We start from the raw sequence: 23182 nt of genomic DNA, 5'->3' as shown, positions 1-23182 counted from the left end.
CTCACCCGCGCGGGGCCGGCGCCGGAGGGCGGGCGTGTGCGGGCGCAGGGGCCGGGGCTGCTGACCGTGTGAGTTCGACCGGCCGGTGCTGGACATGGTGTTCCTCTCGTTCCGTTGGGGTGATCGGACCGGGCCACCCGGGTGCTTGCTACGGGTTCAGGACGACCTTTCCGGCGACGGTGCCCGACTCGGCCAGTCGCAGGGCGTCGGCGACGCGGGTGAGCGGCAGTTGCGCGGCGATCTGGGCTGTGACCTCGCCGCGCTGGAGGGCGGCGAAGACCTGGGTGAGGTCGGCGCGGAGGCGGGCGCGGAAGCGGTTCTTGGCCAGGGCCCGGCCGGCCCAGACGTTGAAGAAGTACGCGCGGCGGCGGTTGGGCAGGGCGTTCCACAGCCACACCCGGCCGAGCAGCTTGAGGACGGGCCACTGCTTGGAGCCCTCGTCGTCCCGGGTCGAGGCGCTGCCGTACGAGACGAGCGTGCCGCCGGGGGCGAGGAGGCGCCAGGAGTCGACGATGCCGCGACCGCCGACATGGTCGAAGACGGCGTCCACCCCATGGGGGGCGAGTTCGCGGATCCGTGCGGCGACGTCGTCGGTGCGGTAGTCGACGGGGACGACTCCCCGTTCCCGCAGGGCGTCGTGGTGGCGCGCGGACGCCGTGCCGATCACCTGCGCGCCTGCGGCCTGGGCGAGCTGGACCAGGACCGAGCCGACGCCACCATTCGCACCGTGCACCACGACGGTGTGCCCCGCACGGACGCGCGCCTTGCGGTGCAGCATCTGCCAGGCGGTGATGCCGTTGACGACGAGGGTCTCCGCCTCCGCCGCACCGATCCCGTCGGGCACCGGCACCACGTCCGACGCGTCGACGAGCGCGTGGCTGGCCCAGCCGCCGACCTTGAGCAGCGCGGCGACCCGAGTGCCGGCCAGCCCTGGCTCGACGCCCTCGCCGGTCGCCAGCACCGTACCTACGAGGTCGTAGCCGGGCACGAACGGGAACGGCGGCTGGTCGTAGTAGCGGCCACGCCGCATCTGCTGCTCGGCGAAGGAGACGCCGGTCGCCTCCATCCGGATCACGACCTGGCCCGGGCCCGCGGCGGGTACGACTCCATGCCGGATCTGAAGTCCTTCGGGCTCGACCTTGCCCGGCAGAACGACCTCGACGAGTCCTTCGGTGTTCATGGCGACCTCCACTGCGTTCCAGATCGAGTTACTTGGCTTCGCGTTCGTTAGATGTTGTAACTCAGCGCTCGGCGGATAGTCAATAGCTTTCGTGATAACCTCTAACTAGATCGTGCGGGTGGTGCCGCAGCGGTGCGGAAAGGTGGGCAGGCCAGTGACGGAACAGGTGGCGAAGACCCCGCGTGAGCGCTACCGCGCCCAGGTGCGTACAGAGATCAAACAACGCGCGTGGGAACAGATCGCCACGGCGGGCGCGTCCGCACTCTCCCTCAACGCGATCGCCAAGCAGATGGGTATGAGCGGACCCGCGCTGTACCGGTACTTCGGCGGCCGCGACGAGCTGATCACTGAGCTCGTAAGGGACGCGTACCGTAGCCTCGCCGACACCTTCCGCGCGGCCTCGGAGGCCGGTGCCGATGTGACTGCGCTGGCGCAAGCCCTGCGGGGATGGGCCCTGCAGGACCCCCAGCGTTACTTCCTCATCTACGGCACCCCCATCCCCGGCTACCAAGCGCCCGACGACACCACCGCGATCTCGTCCGAGATCATGGCGACCCTGTTGGACGCCTGTGCCGCGCTGCCCTTGGACGGACCGGCGACACCGTTCGACGCGCACCTCGAAGACCACCGGGACTGGGCGGACGGCCATTCCGCCCCGCCCGCGGCCCTCCACCGAGGCCTGACCTTCTGGACGCGGCTGCACGGCGTCCTGTCCCTGGAACTCGCCGGCCACTTCACCGGTATGGGAATCGACCCCGCGCAGCTCTTCGCCGCCGAGCTGGACGACCTGACGGGTGCACCGGCGAACTGACCACGTCACGCCCCGCCTTGGTGCGTGGCCCCGGCGTGCCCTTCAGAGCGGACAACCACGGCTCTCGTCACCCGCTCCATGAGAAACCCCAGGTCAGCGACCTGGGGTTTGCTGTTGTCCAGTCCAATTTGCGGTCAGGTGTTCCTGGTCCTCCGGCGGCGCACGGCGGTGTAGCCGACGGCGGTGAGGAGTAGCGCGCCGCCGCCGACTGCGGCAACGGTGCCGGTGTGGCTGGAGGAACCGGCCGACTGCTCGCAGTACTGGCCGTTGTCGTCCTTGACCGTGATGGTCAGGTGGCCCCGGTCGCCGATCGCTGCGGACTTCCCGTGCTGCCCGGCGATGTCGACCGGGTAGCTTCCGGGCTCGATGTCGCAGCCGATGGTGCCGTTGCCCGACCCGAAGCTGTTCTTCCGCATCTCCACGGTCACGTCCTTGGTGAACGCCGGAGACTTCACGGTGAAGCGGCCGTTGCCGTCCGCGGCCAGGGAGGTCAGGTCGACGTCGGACGTGACCACGACCGGCGCACCCTGCCGAAGGGGGCCGGCTGCGGTGCTGTCGCTGTCGTTTCCGCGGATGCTGACGCTCAGGCCCGGACCGTCCGCCGCCGAGGCTGTGTGAGAGCCCGTGAAGCCGATGATGGCCGCGGTGAGAGCGGTTGCTGCAGTGCGCAGGTACATCGCGCGTACCTCGCCTTCCTGAGAGGGGGGTCAGCCGGCCTTGGGCGGCACGAGCATGTGTTCACGGCCGAGGGTGGTAGAGGTGTCGGTGTAGAGGGTGGTCTCACCGTCCGACCAACGCACGAGCAGGTCGTCGGGCTCGCCCTGTGTGTAGGCGCCCGCGGTCATGACGGAGGCGTGGGTCCACAGCCCGTTAGAGGACAACATCCGGACTTCCGTTCCCACACCGGAGGGGCCCGCGTCGCGGTAGAGCGAGAGCTCCCCGTCCGACCAGCGCACTATCACGTCCCAGTCGGAGCCGCCGGTGAAGTTGCCGGCGGTGAGGATCGTGGCGTGCTCCCAGGTGTCGTTGGGGGCCTTGAGCTTGTGCTCGTGGAGGAGGCCCCGGCCGTCGACGTCGGTGTAGAGGGAGAGTTTCCCGTCCGCCCAGCGGACCATGAGGTCGTCGGTCCACTTGTTGTCGCTGAAGCGTCCGGCCGTGATCTGGATGGCGTTCCGCCAGGTGTCGTCGGGCTTCTGGAGCTGCGTCTCCTTGGCGAATCCGCCCCTGCCGTCGCCGGTGTAGAGGGTGACTTCGCCATCCACCCAGACCACGACGAGGTCGGAGGAGTCGCTGCCCGTGAAGTCGCCTCCGGCGATGACCTTGGCGTTCTTCCAGGTGTCGGACTTCGTGATCCTCTTCTCGCCGGAGAAGCCGCCCTTGCCGTCACCGGCGTAGAGGGTGACTTCGCCGTCCGCCCAGACCACGATCATGTCGGTCTTGCCGTCGCCGTTGTAGTCACCGGAGGCCATCTTCTTGGCGTTGGTCCACAGGCCGCCGCCGGTGGGGTACATGCTGTAGCCACGCGGGTATTGCTGCGGTTCGGTGTTGTTCTTCGCGGCGGCGTAGATCTCCAGGGCACGCTTGTCGTAGGTGACGGCGAAGGAGATGCGGTCGCTGTTGTTCTCCAGGCCGCCGCCGTAGTAGCCGCCGAGGTTGCCGATCACGGTTCCGCTGCCGGTCGTGGTGTTCAGGCCGGTGATCCAGGGGCTTCCGGAGGTGCCTCCGTAGAAGCCGCCGCACTCCATGCGCAGCTGCCGGTAGCCGGGAAGCTGCCGGGTTGTGACGCCGGGGCAGATGATCGGCCGGTTCTTCGGGTTGTGGCTTCCCGGGTAGCCGACCACGGTCACGGTCTGGCTGTAGTCGCCGTTCACCTGGCCGAGCTTGAGAGCGGCGCCGACCGCCTTCTGCAGGCTGTGGTTGCTGCTGTTGGTGCCTACCCGGGCGAAGGCGTAGTCCAGGTCGGAGTAGGCGTCACGGGTGGGCTCGTTGCCCACCGTGTACCAGCGGGAGTCGCGGATCCACTTCTGCACCGGGAACCGGCCGTAGGGGGCGGGGTTCGTCGCCGCGCCGTCGTAGCGGGGCACGAACATGCCCTTGCTGCCGCCCGAGCAGTGTGCGGCGGTCAGGATGACGTTGCCCTGCGGGCTGTCGATGACACTGGCCGAGCAGAAACGCCCTTCCAGTTTGTCGGTGGCGGGGTTCCGTACGTAGTGGAAGAACGTACCGACGGTGGGGACGCCTCCGAAGTAGTAGCCGTCCTTGGCGGCTGCCGCAGCCGACAGGCGTGCGGCGGGCTTCCGGCCGGCGGGCGTCTCGGGGCGGGGGGAGTCCGGTGTGGCCGCGGCCATCCGCCGGGGTGTCCAGAAGTCCTCGGCCGCTTCGCTCGTCCACCGGTCGTCTTCGACCGCATCGTCATCGTCGGCGGAGGCTGCGGGCATAGAGGGTGCAGTGGTAGAGGGTGCGGTGGAGGGTGCAATCGGGGGAGGGGTGTCTGCGACGGCGGGCGTGGCAGTCGCCAGGACGAGCGCACCGGCTGACATCAGTAGCTTATGTATGCGAGTTATGCGCACGTTTCCCGTCATGAGTCCCCCGTTCCGCGAGCCGTGGCCGGACGAGCGAGTTGGTCAGACTCCCCCGTGCTCCAGCCCGGCATGCATGTCCTCGGCAGATCACTGCCGACCTTGATCCAAACCTACCTCGGATGTGCGTAGGCAAGCCCTCGGTCGGCGGCACCCCGAAGAGTCCACCGATCGGTGGACTCGAAATTCAACCGGGCACCTCTGTCGGCCAACTGCGGTGGCCGACAAGGCTCTTGGGTATGGACTCATTCACTGTGCGCATGGCGCGCTGGAGCGCTCGGCACCCCTGGCGGGCCATCGTCGGCTGGCTCGTGTTCGTGGCGCTGTGCCTGGGGATCGGTGGTGCTGTCGGCACACACAGCGCCACGACGGCCGACTACCGGGTCGGCGAGGCCGGCCGGGCGGAGGCGATGGCCGCCGAGGGGCATCTGGAGCGCAGGTCCACCGAGCAGGTGCTGTTCTCCGCCCGGTCGGGCGCCCTCGACCTGCCCGCGGCCGAAGCCGCCGCGAAGGAGCTGACCGCCCGGGTGGAGCGGCTGCCCGAGATCGCGGGCGTGGCCGACCCGTTGCTGTCCGAGGATCGCCGGATCCTCATGGTCGAGGTGGCCCTGAAGGGCGAGGAACGGGACGCGAAGGACAAGGTCGACGCGTTGCTCGCGCAGACCGAGGCCGTGGGGAAGGCGTATCCGGGGCTGCTGCTGGAGGAGACGGGGAGCCCCTCCATCAGCAAGGGAGTCGACCAGCAGCGCAGCGACGACCTGGCGCTGTCGGAGAAGATCACCCTCCCCCTCACCCTGGTCACCCTGCTGGTCGCCTTCGGGTCCGTGACCATGGCGGGGGTGCCGCTGCTGCTCGCGCTGTCGTCGATCGCGGCGGCCGTCGGGCTTTCGATGGTGGCCTCGCACATCTCTCCCGACGCCGGGGTCGGCACGAACGTCATCCTGATGATCGGCCTCGCGGTCGGCGTCGACTACACGCTCTTCTACCTCAAGCGCGAGCGCGAGGAGCGCGCCCGCTCGGGCGGCCGAGTGAGCTCCGAGGCACTGGTGGAGCTGGCGGCGGCGACCTCGGGCCGGGCGGTCGTGGTCTCCGGACTCGCCGTCGTGGCCTCCACCGCGACGCTGTATCTCGCGTCCGACGTCATCTTCTCCTCGCTGGCCACCGGCACGATCGTGGTCGTGCTGGTCGCGGTGGCCAGTTCCCTGACGGCACTGCCGGCGCTGCTGGTCAAGCTCGGCCGGCGGGAGGAGCACAGGGCGCGGCGGCGTGCCGAGCGCGGAAAGCCGGCGCGCCGGACGCGGGGCGACAGCGGCGGCCGTGTGTGGGCCGCGATGCTGCGTCCCGCGAGCCGGCACCCCCTGGCCACCCTGTGCGTCTCGGTGCTCGCCCTGCTCGCGCTCGTGACCCCGTTGGCCGGCTTGAAGATCACGGAGATGAGCCGGGACACGCACTCCCGCGACATCCCCGCCATGCGGGTGTACGACCGGCTCAACGAGGCGTTCCCGGAGCAACGGGTCACGCACCAGGTCGTCGTACGCGCCGACGCCGCGCGCTCCGACGAGGTCATCGGGGCTCTGCGCGAGCTGGTCCGACGCGCCGCCGCGGATCCGCTGTTCGCCGGCGCCTCACGCATCCGGACGTCTGCCGACCACCGGATCAACGTGGTCGAGCTGAAGGTGCCGTATCTGGGCAACTCCGAGCAGGCGTACGACTCCCTCGACCATCTGCGGAAGGACTACCTGCCCGCGACCGTCGGCCGAATCGACGGGGCCGAGTTCGGAGTGAGCGGGGACGTTGCCCGGTACACCGACTATCCCGCTCACCAGAACGGCAAACTTCCGCTGGTCCTCGGGGCGTTGTTGCTCGTGACCTTCGCGATGACCACGTACGTGTTCCGCTCGGTGGTGCTGGGCCTGATCGGTGTCGTACTGGACCTGCTGTCCGCGGCGTCGGCGCTCGGACTACTCACCCTGGTCTTCCAGGGAACCTGGGCCGAGGGGCTGCTGGACTTTCACTCCACCGGTTCGATCGGATCGCGCGTACCGCTGTTCCTCTTCGTGATCCTCTTCGGGCTCTCGATGGACTACCAGGTGTTCGTGGTGAGCCGGATCAGGGAGGCCGTGCTCGCGGGCGTATCCACGAGGCAGGCCGTGCTCGACGGAATCCGAAGGTCGGCGAGCGTGGTGACGAGCGCGGCGGTGGTGATGACGACGGTCTTCGTGAGCTTCGTCTTCCTGCACATCATCGAGATGAAGCAGATCGGTTTCGTCCTCGCGGCGGCCGTGCTGCTCGACGCGTTCGTCGTCCGCATCATGGTGCTGCCGTCGGCGCTGCTGCTGCTCGGTGAGGCGAGCTGGTGGCCTTCGCGGGCAGCGGTGCGAAAGGCGGCGGCCTCGGCCGAAACCGCCGACGGGCGACGGGTGGTCGACGTACGTTGATCGGTATGACCGCTCTCGCCGATCCCTCGGCCGACGCCTTCTGGGCCACGACGCTCCGCCGGTGGAACACGGTCTGCTGGGTGCTGTTCGGTGCGATGGCCGTCGGGCTCGTGACGACGGCTCCGCCCGGCGGGAGCAAGTACAAGGCGCTCGCGCTGCTCAGCTGCGTGGTGCTGTGCTACGCGGTTCTCGACCGCTTCCCGGGGAATCCTGTCGTACGTCCGCTGGTCTACCTGTCGGTGCTGGTGCTGGCACTCGGCGGGCTGGCGTATCTGGGCAGCAGTTATGCGGCGCTGTTCATGGTGACGCTGCCGCACTACTGGATGTTCGGGCGCACGCCGAGGGCCTCGATGGGGTTCCTCGGGCTGGCCACCGGTGCCACGCTGACCGGGAGCCTGCTCCGGCAGGGCTGGTCGGCGGATTTCTTCGGCGAGACACTGGTGTCCACCTTGATCGTGGTCGCGGTGGGCGTGCTGATCGGCCTGTGGGCACACTCGGTCGTCACGCAGAGCAGCGAACGGGCGCGGCTGATCGAGGAGTTGGAGCAGACGCAGGCGCAGTTGTCCGAGGCGCACCAACGTCAGGGCGCGGCGGACGAGCGGGAACGCATGGCACGGGACATCCACGACACGCTCGCGCAGGGCTTCGCCTCGATCATCGTGCTCGCGGAGGCGGCACGGGCGGGGATCTTCGGCGATCCGGCACGCAGTGCCCAGCAGTTGCGGTCGATCGAGTCCACCGCTCGGGAAAACCTCGCCGAGGCCCGGGAGTTGGTCGGCTCGGCTCGACAGCCGGGTCCGGGCAGAGTGACGGGCGGTTCGGTGGCGCAGACTCTGCGCCGTACGCTGGACCGCTTCGCGGAGGACACCGGGCTCGCGGTGGACGCCGACCTGGCAGACCTCGAGTGCGACCAGCAGACACGGATCGCGCTGCTGCGCTGCACCCAGGAGTCCCTGGCCAACGTGCGCAAACACGCGCGCGCGTCCACGGTCGGCGTGGTGCTGGTCCGGCAGCCTTACGGAGTGGAGCTGGAGATCACCGACGACGGAACCGGGTTTGTGGTTGAGGAGTCGACGGGCTTCGGGCTCGACGGCATGCGCAAGCGACTGGCGGAGCTGGGCGGGAGGCTCACGGTGACAAGTTCGGTGGGCGACGGGACGCGCGTTCTGACGATGATCCCCTTGGCGAATGAGGTGGAAGCATGAGCGAGGGAGGGCTGCGCATCATCGTGGTGGACGATCACACCGTGATGCGGGCCGGAGTGGTCGCCCTGCTCACCGCCGAGGACAGCATCGAGATCGTCGGCGAGGCGGGCGACGGACGTGCGGCACTCGCACTCGTCGAGCGGCACGACCCCGACGTGGCCCTGGTCGATCTGCGGATGCCCGTCATGGACGGGGTGGCGACGACGACCGAGATCGTCGCCCGCTATCCGCGCACCCGGGTGCTGATCCTGACGACGTACGACACCGATACGGAGATCGAGCGCGGGGTGGAGGCCGGTGCCATCGGCTATCTGCTCAAGGACACCACGCGCGAGCAGCTCGTCGACGCCATTCACGCCGCGGCGCGCGGCGAGACCGTGCTCGCTCCCCGAGTCGCCGAGAAGCTGGTCGCGCGGATGCGACGCCCTGTTCAGGACCCGCTGACCGACCGCGAGACCGACGTCCTCAACGCGGTGGCCGACGGCCTCACCAACGCCGAGATCGGCAGACGCCTCGTGATCGCCGAGGCCACGGTGAAGACACATCTGCTGCGCCTGTTCGCCAAGCTCGACGTGAACGACCGGACGAGGGCAGTGGTGGTGGCCATGGAGCGGGGGATCCTGCGGCGGCCTTAGCGGCGTCTCGACCTCCGGCGACGGGGAGCGAAGCCGAGCGTGCGGGAGGGCGGGCCGGACTCCCGCGTCTCCGGCAGGATCCGCCGGACGGGCCCTAACCCGCTCCTTCCCTGACGGGCGGCGAGGCACTGGCGGAGGGTGCGACGTGCGCCTCGTCGGACGCGGATGGTGTGGCGCCGGGTGTTGCGGTACCGGGCGCTGCGACGGCGCCCGGGGGCACGATGGTCGGTGTCGCACCGGTCCTCACCGAGATGGTGTCGCCGATGCTAACCCGGGCGAAGAGCCATGAGGCGTCCTCGGAGGCGAGGCCGATCCAGCCGTCGCTCAGGGCCTTGAGCTGCGGGCTGAAGGGGCCGACATAGATCGGCTGGTCCGCCCCGGCGCGCAGCTCGACCGCATACGGGCCGTTCACCATGGTGCGGCCGTTGGAGAACTCGTCGACCGTCAGCTCTGCCCGGACCGGCTTCGCGACCACCGTCATCGGGTTCGTGGACCCGAGCGGGACGTCGAGTTTCGAGAGGATCGGCATCACGCGGCCGTCGAACGTGAGGGTGCGTCGTGGCAGGTCGAGCGTGCCGGAGACGGGCGCCGGGGTGGCCGCGGACGGCGAGGCGGAATCGGGACGGGTCGCGGCCGGGGCCCGGCGGCCTGCCGGGTGGTCCGGGTTCCCGCCCAGGTGCAGGGTGAGAGCGAAGCCCAGGAGCGCGAGGGCCGCGGCGCCCGCGCCGAGGGTGGCGACGGCACGGCGGCGGCGCCTGCGGCGCATCGCCCGGTCACGTATCTCGGCGCCGCCGACGGCCGGCGGAGCCTCGTTGGTGGCGGCCAACTCGCGCAGTGCGGCAGAGAGTTCATCGGACACTGCCGCTCTCCTTCCGGACCAGACCGTCGGCCTCGTCCCCCGCAAGACGCTTCGCCAGCGCCGCCCGTCCTCGGGACAGCCTCGCCTTGACCGTCCCCACGGGCGCACCGGTCTCGGAGGCTACCTGCTCCACACTCAGGTCGCACAGATGGTGCAGTACGACCGCCATCCGTTGAGCCTCGGGCAGTTCGCGCAGGGCGGCCACAAGGACGGTGTACTCAGGGCCCGGCCCCGGGGTGGAGTCGGGCGGCGGAGTGCGCCGCACCAGTTCCAGCCAGCGCCTCGCCCGCCGCCAGCGGCTCACCGCCAGCCGCATGGCCACCGTGCGGATCCACGCCTCGGGAGCACCGTCCGCCAGGAACTGCTGCCGCCGGTCCCAGGCCCGTACGAACGCTTCCTGAACGACGTCCTGGGCCTCGCCATGGTCTCCGGTGAAGGCGTAGAGCTGTCCGGTCAGCCGGGGGAACGCGGTCGCGTAGAAAGCGTCGAACTCGTCCTCGGTCATGCCCCTACCGGAATCCGTGCCCTTTCCTTGCAACCCGACCGCCTCCGCCGTGCGTACAGGTCCCGTAGATCGCGTAGGTCGTATCCAGCGAAGCGCAACCCCACCGTGAAGACGGCGCACACGGACTCCAGGCTCCCTTTCCCTCGGCGGCGTTGGCTCGTCGGCCGCTCAATCTACCCGCACGGCCGAACAGTTGCCCGACCAGGACGGACGCCCGCGCGTTCGGCCACGACCGAGTTCCCGAGCCGAAGGACCGCCCACGTGCCACCGACCCCCGACGCGTTCCCCGCCGACCACGACTTCGCCACGTACGCCCGGACGCACTGGTCCCGGCTGTTCGCGACCGCGCGGCTGCTCACCGACGACCCCGGTGCGGCGGAGGAACTGGTACGGAGAACGCTGGTGCGGATGTGCGCGCGGTGGCGGCGTGTTCCCCGCAACGACGTGGATTTCCACGTGCGGCGCTGTCTGGTGCAGGGCCATGTGCGCCGGCTGCACGGACGGCGGGCGGCGCGGCGGCGGGCCGTTCTGGTGCTGCGGGTCTGGGAGGGGCTGGCGGACTCGGAGATCGCCCAGTTGCTGGGCTGCTCGGTGGGCGCGGTGCGTGCCCATGCCAGACACGGTCTGAAAGCGGCGGGCGCCGACCCCGGACGGCTGCGTGAGGTGTACGCCCGTGCCGTCGAGGACATCGTCCCGCCCGGGGTGCCGCTGGCCGGCCTCCAGGCACAGGGCCGCATCCGGCGCCGACGACGCCTCGCCGTGGCCTCGGCCGCCTGCGCGGCGCTGCTCCTGCCCGTCGCCCTTCTCGCCGCCGACCGTTTCGGGAGCGGCGGTGCCCAGAACGGGACCTCCGGGGCCCGGGCAGAGGGCGGCACCCGCCCGGCGGCGAGCCCGATCCGGGTCGTGGCGCCGGGCGAGCGGGTGGCCGCCGGGCCGGGGGTACGGGTGTGGCTGACGGCCGACGGCGGGCACTGGTCGGTGCCCGTGGCCGTCCCAGGGGACGACAACCACCTGCCGCACGACGGACCGGGCGTCTCCCTGCGGATGGACGCCGTGAAAGGCGGGTTCTTCCTGTCAGGCCTCTTCCACGGCGTGAGCGGCGAGCCGGGCCGCGTCGAGGTGAGAACCGGCGCCGGCAAGGTCACCGCGAAGGTCCTCGTCCTGGCGGGCAGCCCGGGCTGGGGCGTCTGGTACGCGAGCGCGCCGTTGACCGGGAAGGACATGAGGATGCTCCTCACCGCGGGCGGGGACGAGCGAATCGTCACGGTGTACGACGCCTCGGGCAAGGTCGCCGCACGATCGGGCAGCGAGTGGTGGCGGATATGAACGAGAACGGCAACGGGAACAAGAACGTGAACGGGAACGGGGCGGACGGGCCGCGACCGGCGCGCACGACACGGTTGCTGAGGAAGGGGATGCTGTCGACGCCCCGGCGCCGTGAGCGCGCGCCGCTGCGGATCCGGTTCCGGCGCAATCGGGGCCGGCGAATTCGCCGCCTGTTCTACGCCTTCCTCACGCTGATCGCGATGCTGTGCGCGGCGGCCGTCGTGGCGTACCACCTGACGCCCATTCCGAAGCCGCACCCCGAGACCGTCACCCAGAGCACCGTGTTCCTCGACTCGGACGGCGCCTACCTGGGCCGGCGCGGACCGGTCGACCGGCAGGACGTCCCGCTGTCCGCGGTCCCCCGGTATGTGCAGGACGCGGTGATCGCCGCGGAGAACCGCTCCTTCCGTACGGACAACGGGATCTCGCCGCGGGCCATCGCGCGGGCCATGCTGGCGACGCTGACGGGCGGCGACCCGCAGGGCGGCTCCACCATCACCCAGCAGTACGTGAAGAACGCGCTGCTGAGCCCGGAGCATTCGCTGTCCCGCAAGGTGCGCGAGGCGCTCATCGCGATCAAGCTGGACCGCACCCGCTCCAAGGACGAGATCCTTGAGGGCTATCTGAACACCGTGTACTTCGGCCGGGGCGCCGCCGGGATCCAGTCGGCCGCGCGCAACTACTTCGGCGTGGACGCGAAGAGCCTGACGGTCGCGCAGGGCGCGGCACTGGCGTCCATCATCAACATCCCCTCGTACTACGAGAAGGCGGGCTCGGATCCGAAGGTGACCGCGAAGCTGGAGAACCGCTGGGAGTGGGTGCTCGACGCGATGGCGGCGAGCGGGAGCATCACGGCGAAGCAGCGGGCCGCCGCGCGCTTCCCGGCGTTCCGGTTCTATCCGCCGGGCGAGACCGAGGGGCAGCGGCAGTATCTGATCGACATCGCCGCGAAGGAGGCCGCCGGCCGGCTCGGCATCACCGAGGACCAGCTCGCGAGCGGCGGCTACAGCGTGACGACCACCTTCGACCTGGCGCTGCAGGACAGCGCCACCCAACTGGTCCAGGACCATCCCGGGGGCAAGGGCGTCCGGGTGCACACCGCCGTCGTGGGGATGGTGCCCGGCGACGGAGCGGTGCGGGTGCTGTACGGGGGCTCGGACTACGCGCGGCAGCCGTTCAACGACGCAGTGAGCGGGGCGGTGGAGGCAGGGACGGCCCTCAAGCCGTTCAGCGAGGTGAAGCGGATGGGCGAGCCGCTGCGCGGCCTGCTGAAGACGGCGGCGCCGACCCCGCTGAACCTAGCCTCGGCGTACGCGACGGTGGCGGCGAACGGCAGGTACGCCACCCCGTACACCGTCGCGCGCATCACCCGGGAGGGCCGCACCGTCTACCGGGCGCGGCCCGACGTGCGGCGCGTGCTGGACGAGAAGGAGGCGATCCTGGCGGGCGTACGAACGGGGGCCGGGCCCGCGGCCGTCGCCGTCGGCCCGGCGGAGTCGAAGGCGTTCGCCACCCACGGGGCGGGGGGCGGAACCACCCGCCGGACCGTGTGGACCACCGGGTACGACAGCCGACTCGCCCTGACGGTCGCGTTGTTCGCCGACCGGGCAGGCAGCAGAAAAGGCACGACGGTGCCCGCGCAGCTGCCGAACGAGCCGTCGCCGACCGAGTTCGCGCGGACAGTGGCGGCGGGGATCTGGGGGGCTGCCACCAAGGGCGAGTCGAAAGGTGGCGCGGGGAGCGGCGTCGAGGAAGCGGCCCGGCCTTCCCCTTCCGCACGTCGACCGGGGTGAGCGGCGGGCCGGTGCGCACAGGACAGAGGCGGCACAGCGGGACGACGGATCCACCCGCTCCTCGTCGACCAGGAGTAGCCTGACCGTACCGAGGGCTTTTCGCGCAGCGCGATCGGCGGTGCCGTTCCCGGCGAGTGACCAGACGGGCAGTCGTCCCACGGCTCCCGGGACGGGACCGCACGATGGAACCCAGCAGAACGCCGGCCGAGAGTGTGTCCGGTGCCGACGCGCACACGTACCGCATGCCCCTGCCCCGCCTGACCCTCACCCCGGACGTCAGCCACGGGCCGCTGGACGGAGCCTGGTGGCCTCGCTGCGACTCGCTGGAACTCGAACTTCCTTCGCTCATCGGCTCGTTGGAGCCGGACTCGGACGCCACGATACGGGTCACCGTGGACCCCGCCGAATGGCCCGACGCCCCGCACACGGTCATGGCGCCCGGCCGGGTGATCGCCGTGGAGCCGGCCGGACCCGGAAGCGAGGCGCACGTCATCACCCTGGACTGCGGCACCGTGGGACGCTGGGTGCTCCTGGTCGTCCCGCCCGGGGAGCCGGCCGGAACAGCAGCCCGGCTGCTGGCCGCCGCCGCCGACCCCGAGAACCCGCTGACCGCCGCACGGATGCTGGCACTCGCCGAAACGGGTCGCCCGGTGGCCGCGACCGGGGAGGGGGAATGAGGAACGCGGCACCTCGGGAACCCGCGGCAGGAACGACCGGCCGGCCTCGACCACCGTCCGCGCGCGAGCCGTTGACCGCTCAGCACAAAGCGCCCACGCTCTTCGAGGAGTGCCGCATCGTCCGCGCATGCGGCGAACTGGACGCGCAGACCCTGGCGCCACTGGTCCGCGCCCTGGCCGAGGCCCGCGCGGCCCGGCCCGGACGGCTCCTCCTGATCGTGGACCTGAGCGAGGTGACCTTCGCCGACTGCAGCATCCTGACGCCACTGTGCGAGGCGTGGTCCGACTGCCGCGCCCGGGGCGGCTGGATGCGCATCGTCTACGACAACCACACGACCGACCTGGTCTTCCGCCACACCGGCCTGCTCGACCGCTTCCCCGCATACGCGAACGCACAGGACGCCTGGGAGGGACGCACGGCCGACGTCGACGGACCCGAGCCCGGGTCGGCACTCGTCCGAGGGCTTTGCCGGCCCCCTCCCGATGCCGACCGGAGCCACCCGGACGTCGCAGCCGCCGACGCCGCCCTGCGTCTCACCGCGAGCGCACTCCTCGCCGCCGAGGCCCACCGTCCGGCCGAGGACAACGTCCCGCGCCGAAGCACTCGACAGGACACCTCATGAGCGAGCGACTACGGCCACCACCGCCGGCCCGCCCCCTCCCCCGTCTGTACCTCGCGCCCGAGAGCACCGTGCCACGCCGTATCGACGGGGCCTGGTGGCCGCGCACCTCTGACTTCCCGGCGGAACTCCCGCCACTGCTCTGCGGTCTGCCCCGTGCCTGGGGCCAGATCGTCAGTGTCCTGGTGAACGGCACGGCGTGGACCGGGGCACCGAGCCGCCTGCTCGTCCGCAACGAGGTCGTCCGGCTGCGCAGGACCACCACGGCGCACGCGGCGGGCACCATCGTTCTGATGGCCCCCGGCCATGGACGCCGGGATCTGCTGGTCGTGCCACCGGAGGCGTCCGAGGGGGCCGCCGCATCGCTCATGTCCGCGGTCGGACTGACACCGAAGCAGGGACACTTCGCAGGCTGAGTGCGCGGATTCGCCCCGTCCGGCGACAACGTGCGGCGGCTCGCCGGGCGTTGTCCGGAGGCATATCTGTCACGGCGAGACCACATGTCCATGCCTGCCGGAGTTAGGCTTGTCGCTATGCCCGCCGAGAAAGCCCCTGTCGCCGGCAACCTCGACGACGACGACTATCCCGCCTACACCATGGGGCGCGCCGCCGACGTTCTCGGTACCACCCCTGCCTTCCTCCGGGCCGTCGGTGAAGCCGAGCTGATCACTCCCCTACGGTCGGAAGGCGGCCACCGCCGGTACTCCCGCCGCCAGTTGCGCATCGCCGCCCGCGCCCGTGAGCTGGTCGACCAGGGCACCCCCGTCGAGGCCGCGTGCCGCATCATCTCTCTGGAGAACCAGCTCGACGACGCCCTTCGCCTGAACCGGGACATGCGCCGGCAGCTGGACGGGCAGGGTACGAATATCTAGTCCCGCCGACACAGAAATCCAGGCTCCAGCCGGATGAGGATTGCCGGACGCTTCCGAAAAAACAGGGCCGCTTCGACCCGACCTGTGTTAACGTGATAGCAGTTGCAGTTTTGATTGCCAGAGATTTTTTCTTTGCAGAGCTTTCCGGATCTTTCCGGAGGGGTGATCATCGCGGCGACTCGGCTCCGTAAAGTGCGGAGTCCGGTACTGCCCCCCGAGGGAGATTCAATATGGCATCTGGCACCGTGAAGTGGTTCAACGCGGAAAAGGGCTTCGGCTTCATCGAGCAGGACGGCGGCGGCGCTGACGTGTTCGCCCACTACTCGAACATCGCCACCAGCGGCTTCCGCGAGCTTCAGGAAGGCCAGAAGGTTACCTTCGACGTCACGCAGGGCCAGAAGGGCCCGCAGGCCGAGAACATCGTTCCCGCCTGACACTGACGCGAACCATGTGGCTGGGGCCCGCGCTCTTGGGGTGCGGGCCCCAGCTCATTGCTTTCCCCGATCCCGGATTTCCCGGATTATTTACACCCCGGCTTCAGCACCGAGGGGCCCGGCTTTTCGCATTATCTTCGGCTCATTCTTGCGAATCCTCGTGCGGCCCCGGCCGCTGAACAGAATTCCTCGATACGCCGCGTCGAGGAGGTTCGTCCATGAACCGCACCCGTAGCACCGGCGCCAGTTCCGGCCATTTCCGCGCGGACAGAGGCTCCTCGGGCCGACAAGGTCCTCGCCCGGGCACCGGACGAAAGAACGCCACGCTGCCGAACGCGCCACGGCTGGACCAGGTCGCCGTCACCGTCCTGGACGAGGCCGAACTGCATCGCATAACCGGCGCCCGGCCCCCTTCCGGCGTGCCCGTCACCCTCACCGCACCGGTCGCCGAACGACGCGAGGGCAAGGGATCCGCCGGCCGGGCACGTCTCTCCGTCCCGAGGACCAACACATAGGCCAGGCACAGGGAATGCGCTCCCAGCAGTCATGCCGAGACGTCGCCCGTCCCTGCACGCCCCGACGACGAGGAGAACCCCTTGACGCCGATTCCGCCCCGCGCACGGCAGACCGACGACGCCGACGGCACCGGTCTGACCGCCCGTGACGCCATGCACGCTCCGGGGCCGCAGGTCGACGACCACATGGCGGTCGACGTGGCCCTGTCCGTGCTCATCGGCGCCCGCGTCCCGCACCTGCTGCTCCGGGACGAGGACGGGCGGTGCGCGGGGCTGGTCACCCGGGCCCAGCTCGCCGCGCACCGCGGAGGCTCGTGGTACAGCGACCGGACGCGGCTGCGGGACATCCCGCTCGACCGCGGACCGTTCACCTCGTCCATGGCCGTACTCAGCGAGGCGGAAGCCGCCATGCGGGTCCGGACCCTGGACGTCTCCCCCGTGATCGACGAGCACGGCTACGCCCTGGGCGTCCTCGCGCTCACCCCCTGACCGCCGTCCGGCCGCCGTCACGCGGTCGGCTCCTGCGGTGTTCGTCCCCGCCCCTGTGGAGGCATCCATGCGCTGTGTCATCGCCAGATTCCCCTTCGACCTGATCAAGAGTGAGGTCGAGCAGTCGATGAGTGGCGTCACGCCCGAACCCGTCACCGGCGTGTCCGTGACCATCGGCCGCCGCGTCTACCCCGTGATGCAGGTCGGGGAAGTGATCACCAGGCTGAACCGCCGGGACTTCACGACGGGTGAGATGCGCCGGGCACTGAACCGCCTCGGCTTCACCTGCCACGACGCGCGCCCGGTCATGCCGGCCCGAGACGCGCGAGCCGACGGGGATGCGCTCGGTTGGTGACGGGCTGGACGGCGGTGAGGTGCTGGATGGAGTTGCTGCGGTAGGCGGCGACCGTCAACTCCCGTCAGCTGGTGGCACGTTCTCTTCTACTCGGCATCGTCCGGCTCGTCCGGGCTATTTGACGCATCCGGGCTTTTTGACGTATTCGACTTGACCGCCGGTGGATCGAAGTAGATGACCCGCCCGTTCCTGCCGCGCCTCCCCTTCCTTCCGCGATGCCCGTTCCTGCCGTGACGGCCCTCTTTCCCGTGCCGCCCCGGTTTACCTGTCGGGCCGGTAGGGCCGGGCTCACCAGAGGGACCCGAGGGGCCGGGCGGGCCGGACGGGAGTCCCTCGTTGCCCTTCCCCTGGAGTTCGATGCGCCGTAGTTGGAGTTCGTCGATCTGCTGCTGGTGGGCGACGAGCAGAGCCGACTGCGCGACGAGCGCGACAGTCAGCACTGCGCCGAGCACAAGGCGGCGCCGCGGGCTACGCAACGCCTCGTTTACGCTACTCACTTGGTTCCTCACGGTGCGTGACGGAGAAAGTGTGGAAGACGAGGACTTGAGGGAGAGGGATCGCCATGGCCGCGACCGAGGGTCTAGCTCGACGCCGGCGGGGCGACAGCGTCCTTCCCGGGCTGCCCGTCCTTCCCGTCCTTCCCGTCCTTCCCGTTCGTCCCGTCCTGCCCGTCAGTACCGTCCTTGCCTTGCGGGCCGAGAGGACCGGCCGGGCCGCGAGGACCAGGGGGACCGGACGGACCGGGGGGACCGGACTCGAGGTGTTCCTTTTGGTCGATGGGCGACATCTGCAGATCGTCGATCTGCATTTCCTGGGCGACGAGCACAGCTGACTGCACGACGAGCGCGGCGGTCAACACCGCGCCGAGCACAAGGGGGCGCCGCGGGCTACGCAGCGCTTCGATCACGCTTCTCACATTGACCCTCACTCTGTGCGACGGCGAAAGTGTAAAAGACGAAGACCTGAAGGAGGGGGACCTCCGCGTCGAGTCGGCTCTCGGCGTCCACCGTGCCCCTCGTCCGGCCCCCCCTCTCCCCCGGACAGCCCCTCGTCCGTCAGCCGCGGGTCCTGGCGGGCCGCTTGCCGTGCTGGTCGACGACCGCGCGCTCCATGACGGCGTCCGTGCCGTACAGCGTGTCGATCTTGGCTCCCTCGACCTTGTTCTTGGTCATGTACGAGCGCGAGCCGAGGTAGGTGAGCGTGTGCTTGTCGAAGATCCACTCACTGCGTGTCGCGGAGCCGGCGTCCTCGCGCGTGATGCCGATGCCGTGCCGGCCCGCGGCGTCGACGGCGTCGGGGATGCCGGTCACACCGGGAATCCTCTCGACCGCCTTGTAGAGCGCGGAGGCGTTCGCGGGCGGCATGATCGTCGTGTTCAGCAGGTCGCCGACCCTCTCGAAGACGGCCTGGTCCTTCGAGTCGCCCTTCTCCACCCTGGTGTGCGAGTAGAGCAGCTTGAGCAGGGCGTCGGGGTCGGTCGGCAGCGAGGCCAGCCACTTGTACGTCGGGCGGTCGATGCCCACCGGGACCGGGGTGGTGGATTCGACGGGGATGATCTCACCGGGCGTGACGGCGTCCTTGCCGGTCTCGCGCATCCACCCCGTCCGGGCGATGGGGGCGGGGTTCTGTGACATCCAGAACTCGTCGCTGTGCAGGGCACCCAGCTGTACGGGGCCGCCGAACGTGCCCTTGTTCTCGCGGATCAGGCTTCGCACGTACACGAACTGGCCGTCCTTCACCGGTACCTGGTCGGTTGCCATGGCCGCTGCGGCGATCCGGTCGAGGGTGACGGACGCATCGGTCCGCCCGGTGTTCGCGCTGGGGGCCGCGGTCGCGGGGGCGGGGCTGTGGCCACCGCCGGAGAGCGTGACGACGAGGGCTCCGGCCACTGCCATCGACGCGAGGGGCAGCACCAGGGCCGGGCGCGGCAGTCGGCGGCGGGGGGATGCGGGGGACGGCGGGGTGTCGAGGGCGTGCTCGCGGTCGCGTGAACGGTCACGGGCACGGTCGCGGTCGCGGTCGATCTGCTGCATCAGAACTTCCTTGTGCTGGAGATGACGGATCGGCGAGAGGTCCCATTCGCAGGACGCCAGCAACTCCTCGGCCTGACTCCGGGGCGTTCCGGCGTGGGGCAGGTTGTCGGCGTTCATCGGGTTTCCTCCTGCAGAAACAGGGCCGCGAATGCGGCCTCACTCTCCATCTCTCCGCGAGAGCCTGGTGGTTCCGTCTTTCCCTGGCCGGGGTGGCCGGAGCTGAGCCGGGCCAGTCGTGCACGGGCGCGCGACAGCCGCGAGCGCACGGTGCCCACCGGGATGCCGAGGGCCTCGGCGGCCTGCCGGTAGTCCAGTCCGGCCCCCACGCACAGGGCGAGCACCTCGCGGTCCTGGCGCCGCAGTCGGCGCAGCGCGTCGTGGACCAGCGCGAGGCGACGGGCGTCGTCGATCCGGCCCGCCGTCTCGTCGGCGAAGTCCTCGACCGGCGCCGGGGCCGGGTACCGGGACAGGAAGGAGAGCCGCCGGCGCAGACCACGGTTGGCGTTGTGCGCCTTGTGCGTGGCGATGCCGAGCAGCCACGGTCTGAGCGAGCCGCCCTCCGGCTCCACCGTCTCCCGGGTACGCCAGGCGGCGAGGAAGGTCTCGGACATGGCTTCCTCGGCCTCCGACCAGTTGCCGGTCAACCGCAGAGCATGGTTGTAGACCGCCCGTGCGTACTGGTCGTACAGGTCGGCGAAGGCGGCACGGTCCCCTGCCCGGATGCGCGCACGCAACGACTCTGCTGGTTCTGTATGGCTCACACTCGTTACTCCCCGCACGCCCCGGCGAGTTCCTGTGGCGCCCGCCACACTCGCCCTACGTCTAGCGGTGTTCGGGGTTCTCGTAGTCGTGGCGGCAGCCGGCGTCCCAGGCGGTGCGTTGGTTGCCGTAGGCCGGGATGCCGCCGAGGTCCTTCAGTGCGCGGGCCAGGTGCAGGAGGTTCCAGGTCATGAAGGTGGTGTTGCGGTTGGTGAAGTCGTTCTCGGGGCCGCCCGAACCGGGGTCGAGGTAGGAGGGGCCGGGGCCCGCCTCGCCGATCCAGCCGGCGTCCGCCTGGGGAGGGATGGTGTACCCGAGGTGCTGGAGGCTGTAGAGCACGTTCATGGCGCAGTGCTTGACGCCGTCCTCGTTGCCGGTGATCAGGCAGCCGCCGACGCGGCCGTAATAGGCGTACTGGCCGGAGTCGTTGAGCAGGCTGGAGCAGGCGTAGAGGCGTTCGATCACCCGCTTCATCACCGAGCTGTTGTCGCCCAGCCAGATGGGGCCCGCCAGTACGAGGATGTCGGCAGCCATGACCTGCCGGTACAGGTCCGGCCAGGCGTCCGTCTCCCAGCCGTGTTCTCTCATGTCGGGCCACACGCCCGTAGCGATGTCGTGGTCCACGGCTCGCAGGACGTCGACGTGCACTCCCTGCGCGGCCATGATGGCGGTGCTGCGGTCGATCAGTCCCTGGGTGTTGCTGGTCCCCGGCGAGCGTTTGAGGGTGCAGTTGATGACCACGGCGCGCAGGTCGTCGTAGCGGGCCGGCGGTGCGTCGGTGGCGGGCGACGGAGCGGTCACGCGGTCCTCCCAGGGCCTTGCCGGCACCCGGTGTGCGGCAGCGCGTCCCTGCCCAGCTTGCGGGCCGGCCGCGGCAGGCGCCATCACGGCGCAGCCGAATGGCCCCTCAGTACCACTGCGGTGTCTCGTACGGTCCCGGCTGTCCGGCGGTCGGCGGCTGCTGCAGGCTGCCGTATCTCTCCATGCGCTGCCAGCGCAGCCGGGTGCCCGAGAGTGCCGTGAAGAGGGACTGGATCACCACCAGGTACATCAACTGGCGGTAGACGAACTGCTGCAGCGGCAGGGTCCACAGCGGGCCGGGGCGCTCCCCGTCCAGGCGGAACGCGTACAGGCCCATCATCAGTTGCAGGAGGAGGAAGGCGAGCCACAGGGCGATGATCCGGACCGGGTCGAGGAAGACCAGGCCGTACAGGGCGAAGACGTCCACGACCGGGGCGAGCAGGGGCAGCAGGACCTGGAAGAGGAGGAGGTAGACCAGGCCCCGGCGGCCCAGCTTCCCGGCGGCGCCGCGCTGGACCAGTGCGCCGCGGTGCTTCCACATCGCCTGCAGGGTGCCGTAGCACCAGCGGTACCGCTGCCGCCACAGGGCGTTCAGGGACGCGGGCGCCTCGGTCCAGGCCACCGCGCCCTCCTCGTACACCACGCGCCAGCCGCCGCGGCACAGCGCCATGGTGAGGTCGGTGTCCTCGGCGAGGGTGACGTCGCTGACGCCGCCGAGGGCGAGCAGCGCACGGCGGCGGAACGCGCCCACCGCCCCCGGCACGGTCGGCATGCACTCGGCGAGGTCGAACAGGCGGCGGTCGAGGTTGAAGCCGACCACGTACTCGATGTGCTGCCAGCGGCCCAGCAGGCCGCCGCGGTTGACGACCTTGGCGTTGCCCGAGACGGCGCCCACGCGGGGGTCGGCGAAGGGCTGCACGAGCGTGCGGACGGCGTCGGGTTCGAAGACCGTGTCGCCGTCGACCATGACCACCAGCTCGCAGGAGGCGGCGGCGAGCCCGGTGTTGAGCGCGGCGGGCTTGCCCGCGTTCGGCTGCCGGATCACCCGCACCGGCAGGCGCAGCGACTCCACCAGGTCGGCGGTGCCGTCGGTGGAACCGTCGTCCACCACGATGATCTCCACCGGATGGTCCGAGGCGAGCAGGGAGCGTACGGCCGCCTCGATTCCGGCGCTCTCGTTGTACGCGGGGACGATGACGCTGACCGGTTCGGTGACCGCAGGCCCCCAGAGCCTGTCCCGGCGCCCCGTCCGCAGCCGCCGGTGCCGGCGGGCCGCGACCAGCACGACCGCCGCGCGCAGCACGCTGATCGCTCCGGCCGCGTACATCAGCACGCCCAGCAGCCATACGGCCCAGTCACCGGCCTGCAGCAGCTTGATGAGGGCCAGACCCAACAGGTAGTCGCCCAGTCCGGCATGCCGGACGGGCCCGGCCATCCCGACCGCGGCGCCGACCGTCGCGAACCGGAAACCCTGGGCCTTGAGCCGGGGGATCAGGACGCTCAGCGCGGCGACGGTCTGGGACCGGTCACCGCCGCCGTCGTGCATCAGCACGATCTGCCCGGTGTGGCCGTGCGGTGTGGCACGGGCGAGGATGCGGTCCCTGCCGGGACGCTGCCAGTCCTCGGCGTCCTGGGTGGAGAGCGCCGTGACATAGCCGGCCGTGCCGGCCTGCTTCAGGACGGACCAGTCGGCGTCGTCCAGCGCGTCGTTCCGCGAGGAGTACGGCGGCCTCAGCAGCGCGGTGGTGACCCCGGCCGCGCCGGCCACTGCGAGCTGCGTCTCGCGCAGTTCCAGGGAACGCTGCCAGGGGGCGAGGCGGGACAGGTCGGGATGGGTGAAGGTGTGGATGCCGATCTGGTGGCCGTCGGCGACCATCCGGCGGACCAGCTCCGGGTGGGCCACGACCTCGGTTCCGACGACGAAGAAGGTCGCGTGCACGTGGTTGCGGCGCAGCACGTCCAGGATGCGCGGGGTCCAGACGGGGTCGGGGCCGTCGTCGAAGGTGAGTGCGACGGTGCGGGCCTTCACCCGGGCGGTGTGCGCGGAGCCGGCGGCGTCCGCGATCACGGGGCCGCCGTGGGTGACCTGGCTGGGCACCGCGTCGGTCCGGCCACGGGCACGGGTCACGTCGTCCGAGGTGATCCCGAACATGTGGTGGGTGTAACCCTGCACCAGAAGAGTCATCGACAGGGTCACCACGAACACGCACAGCAGCAGCCAGTGGGTGCGGGGGGTGATCTGGCGGGTACGGCTGCGGCGGTGGGAGGGAGCGTTGCGGCGGCGATCGGTCACGTC

The 23182-nt window shown here is 70.4% G+C and carries 24 protein-coding genes; 14 read left to right on the top strand and 10 right to left on the bottom strand.

Annotated features, from left to right (window positions below):
- Positions 1–148: 148 nt before the first annotated feature.
- A complete protein-coding gene (locus tag ACWD35_RS32710) occupies positions 149–1180 on the bottom strand; it encodes a medium chain dehydrogenase/reductase family protein (protein ID WP_451354955.1) in 1032 nt (343 codons plus the stop codon).
- A gap of 154 nt (positions 1181–1334) precedes the next feature.
- On the opposite strand from ACWD35_RS32710, the gene ACWD35_RS32705 reads away from it, so the two are divergent.
- Entirely contained in the window at positions 1335–1991 is a 657-nt protein-coding gene (locus ACWD35_RS32705) for a TetR/AcrR family transcriptional regulator (RefSeq protein WP_451354954.1), read from the top strand.
- A gap of 134 nt (positions 1992–2125) precedes the next feature.
- On the opposite strand, the gene ACWD35_RS32700 is transcribed toward ACWD35_RS32705, so the two are convergent.
- Positions 2126–2668, bottom strand: coding sequence for a hypothetical protein (locus tag ACWD35_RS32700; protein ID WP_451354953.1), 543 nt, complete (start codon positions 2666–2668; stop codon positions 2126–2128).
- A gap of 30 nt (positions 2669–2698) precedes the next feature.
- Positions 2699–4429: an FG-GAP-like repeat-containing protein gene (locus ACWD35_RS32695; protein ID WP_451354952.1), complete on the bottom strand. Its 1731-nt coding sequence runs from the start codon at positions 4427–4429 to the stop codon at positions 2699–2701.
- A gap of 380 nt (positions 4430–4809) precedes the next feature.
- Here ACWD35_RS32695 and ACWD35_RS32690 point away from each other — a divergent pair, with 380 nt between their 5' ends.
- From ACWD35_RS32690 to ACWD35_RS32680, 3 genes are read left to right on the top strand one after another with little or no spacing between them, the layout of a single operon-like run.
- Positions 4810–7008 carry an MMPL family transporter gene (locus ACWD35_RS32690; RefSeq protein ID WP_451354951.1) on the top strand — a complete coding sequence of 733 codons (2199 nt, stop codon included), beginning with the start codon at positions 4810–4812 and terminating at the stop codon, positions 7006–7008.
- A 5-nt stretch (positions 7009–7013) separates the two neighbouring features.
- Positions 7014–8213, top strand: a complete 1200-nt coding sequence (locus ACWD35_RS32685) for a sensor histidine kinase (RefSeq protein WP_451354950.1) — start codon at positions 7014–7016, stop codon at positions 8211–8213.
- Complete coding sequence (locus ACWD35_RS32680) at positions 8210–8848, top strand: response regulator (protein WP_451354949.1); 639 nt, start codon at positions 8210–8212, stop codon at positions 8846–8848. The genes ACWD35_RS32685 and ACWD35_RS32680 overlap by 4 nt, the downstream gene beginning before the upstream one ends.
- Before the next feature lie 94 nt (positions 8849–8942).
- Here the strand turns inward: ACWD35_RS32680 and ACWD35_RS32675 are convergent, their stop codons facing one another.
- A complete protein-coding gene (locus tag ACWD35_RS32675) occupies positions 8943–9707 on the bottom strand; it encodes a L,D-transpeptidase (RefSeq protein ID WP_451354948.1) in 765 nt (254 codons plus the stop codon).
- Positions 9697–10212, bottom strand: coding sequence for a SigE family RNA polymerase sigma factor (locus tag ACWD35_RS32670; RefSeq protein WP_451354947.1), 516 nt, complete (start codon positions 10210–10212; stop codon positions 9697–9699). The genes ACWD35_RS32675 and ACWD35_RS32670 overlap by 11 nt, the downstream gene beginning before the upstream one ends.
- Before the next feature lie 261 nt (positions 10213–10473).
- On the opposite strand from ACWD35_RS32670, the gene ACWD35_RS32665 reads away from it, so the two are divergent.
- The 10 genes from ACWD35_RS32665 (at position 10474) to ACWD35_RS32620 (ending at position 17293) form a co-directional block, all read left to right on the top strand.
- Entirely contained in the window at positions 10474–11538 is a 1065-nt protein-coding gene (locus ACWD35_RS32665; RefSeq protein ID WP_451354946.1) for a sigma factor-like helix-turn-helix DNA-binding protein, read from the top strand.
- A gap of 89 nt (positions 11539–11627) precedes the next feature.
- The gene (locus ACWD35_RS32660; protein WP_451354945.1) at positions 11628–13331 is read left to right on the top strand and encodes a transglycosylase domain-containing protein; all 1704 of its coding nucleotides are present in this window, start codon (positions 11628–11630) and stop codon (positions 13329–13331) included.
- Between the two features lie 182 nt (positions 13332–13513).
- Complete coding sequence (locus ACWD35_RS32655) at positions 13514–14008, top strand: DUF5994 family protein (protein ID WP_451354944.1); 495 nt, start codon at positions 13514–13516, stop codon at positions 14006–14008.
- Positions 14009–14079: 71 nt separating this feature from the next.
- The gene (locus ACWD35_RS32650) at positions 14080–14631 is read left to right on the top strand and encodes an STAS domain-containing protein (protein WP_451354943.1); all 552 of its coding nucleotides are present in this window, start codon (positions 14080–14082) and stop codon (positions 14629–14631) included.
- On the top strand, positions 14628–15044 hold the full coding sequence (locus tag ACWD35_RS32645) for a DUF5994 family protein (RefSeq protein WP_451354942.1): 417 nt from the start codon (positions 14628–14630) through the stop codon (positions 15042–15044). Before ACWD35_RS32650 ends, ACWD35_RS32645 begins: the two co-directional genes overlap by 4 nt.
- 117 nt (positions 15045–15161) lie before the next feature.
- A complete protein-coding gene (locus ACWD35_RS32640; RefSeq protein WP_451354941.1) occupies positions 15162–15500 on the top strand; it encodes a helix-turn-helix domain-containing protein in 339 nt (112 codons plus the stop codon).
- 230 nt (positions 15501–15730) lie between these two features.
- The gene (locus ACWD35_RS32635; protein ID WP_007383480.1) at positions 15731–15934 is read left to right on the top strand and encodes a cold-shock protein; all 204 of its coding nucleotides are present in this window, start codon (positions 15731–15733) and stop codon (positions 15932–15934) included.
- Between the two features lie 218 nt (positions 15935–16152).
- On the top strand, positions 16153–16449 hold the full coding sequence (locus ACWD35_RS32630) for a hypothetical protein (RefSeq protein ID WP_451354940.1): 297 nt from the start codon (positions 16153–16155) through the stop codon (positions 16447–16449).
- An 81-nt stretch (positions 16450–16530) separates the two neighbouring features.
- The gene (locus ACWD35_RS32625) at positions 16531–16938 is read left to right on the top strand and encodes a CBS domain-containing protein (protein ID WP_451354939.1); all 408 of its coding nucleotides are present in this window, start codon (positions 16531–16533) and stop codon (positions 16936–16938) included.
- A 67-nt stretch (positions 16939–17005) separates the two neighbouring features.
- Entirely contained in the window at positions 17006–17293 is a 288-nt protein-coding gene (locus ACWD35_RS32620; RefSeq protein ID WP_451354938.1) for an SCO5918 family protein, read from the top strand.
- A 580-nt stretch (positions 17294–17873) separates the two neighbouring features.
- Here ACWD35_RS32620 and ACWD35_RS32615 read toward each other — a convergent pair.
- The 5 genes from ACWD35_RS32615 to ACWD35_RS32595 form a co-directional block, all read right to left on the bottom strand.
- Positions 17874–18200 carry a hypothetical protein gene (locus ACWD35_RS32615; RefSeq protein WP_451354937.1) on the bottom strand — a complete coding sequence of 109 codons (327 nt, stop codon included), beginning with the start codon at positions 18198–18200 and terminating at the stop codon, positions 17874–17876.
- Positions 18201–18348: 148 nt separating this feature from the next.
- The gene (locus ACWD35_RS32610) at positions 18349–19443 is read right to left on the bottom strand and encodes a CU044_5270 family protein (protein ID WP_451354936.1); all 1095 of its coding nucleotides are present in this window, start codon (positions 19441–19443) and stop codon (positions 18349–18351) included.
- Positions 19440–20087 carry an RNA polymerase sigma factor gene (locus ACWD35_RS32605; protein WP_451354935.1) on the bottom strand — a complete coding sequence of 216 codons (648 nt, stop codon included), beginning with the start codon at positions 20085–20087 and terminating at the stop codon, positions 19440–19442. Before ACWD35_RS32605 ends, ACWD35_RS32610 begins: the two co-directional genes overlap by 4 nt.
- Positions 20088–20148: 61 nt before the next feature.
- Positions 20149–20886, bottom strand: a complete 738-nt coding sequence (locus tag ACWD35_RS32600) for a flavodoxin family protein (protein ID WP_451354934.1) — start codon at positions 20884–20886, stop codon at positions 20149–20151.
- Positions 20887–20992: 106 nt separating this feature from the next.
- A complete protein-coding gene (locus ACWD35_RS32595; RefSeq protein ID WP_451354933.1) occupies positions 20993–23179 on the bottom strand; it encodes a bifunctional polysaccharide deacetylase/glycosyltransferase family 2 protein in 2187 nt (728 codons plus the stop codon).
- Positions 23180–23182 lie beyond the last annotated feature (3 nt).

The organism is Streptomyces sp. NPDC002671, from assembly GCF_053592475.1.
This window is presented reverse-complemented; position numbering and strand designations above follow the sequence as displayed.

Coding starts and splice junctions, on each gene's coding strand:
- ACWD35_RS32710 (WP_451354955.1), bottom strand. CDS start 1,180: ATGAACACCGAAGGACTCGTCGAGGTCGTTCTGCCGGGCAAGGTCGAG.
- ACWD35_RS32700 (WP_451354953.1), bottom strand. CDS start 2,668: ATGTACCTGCGCACTGCAGCAACCGCTCTCACCGCGGCCATCATCGGC.
- ACWD35_RS32695 (WP_451354952.1), bottom strand. CDS start 4,429: ATGCCCGCAGCCTCCGCCGACGATGACGATGCGGTCGAAGACGACCGG.
- ACWD35_RS32690 (WP_451354951.1), top strand. CDS start 4,810: ATGGACTCATTCACTGTGCGCATGGCGCGCTGGAGCGCTCGGCACCCC.
- ACWD35_RS32685 (WP_451354950.1), top strand. CDS start 7,014: ATGACCGCTCTCGCCGATCCCTCGGCCGACGCCTTCTGGGCCACGACG.
- ACWD35_RS32680 (WP_451354949.1), top strand. CDS start 8,210: ATGAGCGAGGGAGGGCTGCGCATCATCGTGGTGGACGATCACACCGTG.
- ACWD35_RS32670 (WP_451354947.1), bottom strand. CDS start 10,212: ATGACCGAGGACGAGTTCGACGCTTTCTACGCGACCGCGTTCCCCCGG.
- ACWD35_RS32660 (WP_451354945.1), top strand. CDS start 11,628: ATGCTGTCGACGCCCCGGCGCCGTGAGCGCGCGCCGCTGCGGATCCGG.
- ACWD35_RS32655 (WP_451354944.1), top strand. CDS start 13,514: ATGGAACCCAGCAGAACGCCGGCCGAGAGTGTGTCCGGTGCCGACGCG.
- ACWD35_RS32645 (WP_451354942.1), top strand. CDS start 14,628: ATGAGCGAGCGACTACGGCCACCACCGCCGGCCCGCCCCCTCCCCCGT.
- ACWD35_RS32640 (WP_451354941.1), top strand. CDS start 15,162: ATGCCCGCCGAGAAAGCCCCTGTCGCCGGCAACCTCGACGACGACGAC.
- ACWD35_RS32635 (WP_007383480.1), top strand. CDS start 15,731: ATGGCATCTGGCACCGTGAAGTGGTTCAACGCGGAAAAGGGCTTCGGC.
- ACWD35_RS32630 (WP_451354940.1), top strand. CDS start 16,153: ATGAACCGCACCCGTAGCACCGGCGCCAGTTCCGGCCATTTCCGCGCG.
- ACWD35_RS32620 (WP_451354938.1), top strand. CDS start 17,006: ATGCGCTGTGTCATCGCCAGATTCCCCTTCGACCTGATCAAGAGTGAG.
- ACWD35_RS32610 (WP_451354936.1), bottom strand. CDS start 19,443: ATGAACGCCGACAACCTGCCCCACGCCGGAACGCCCCGGAGTCAGGCC.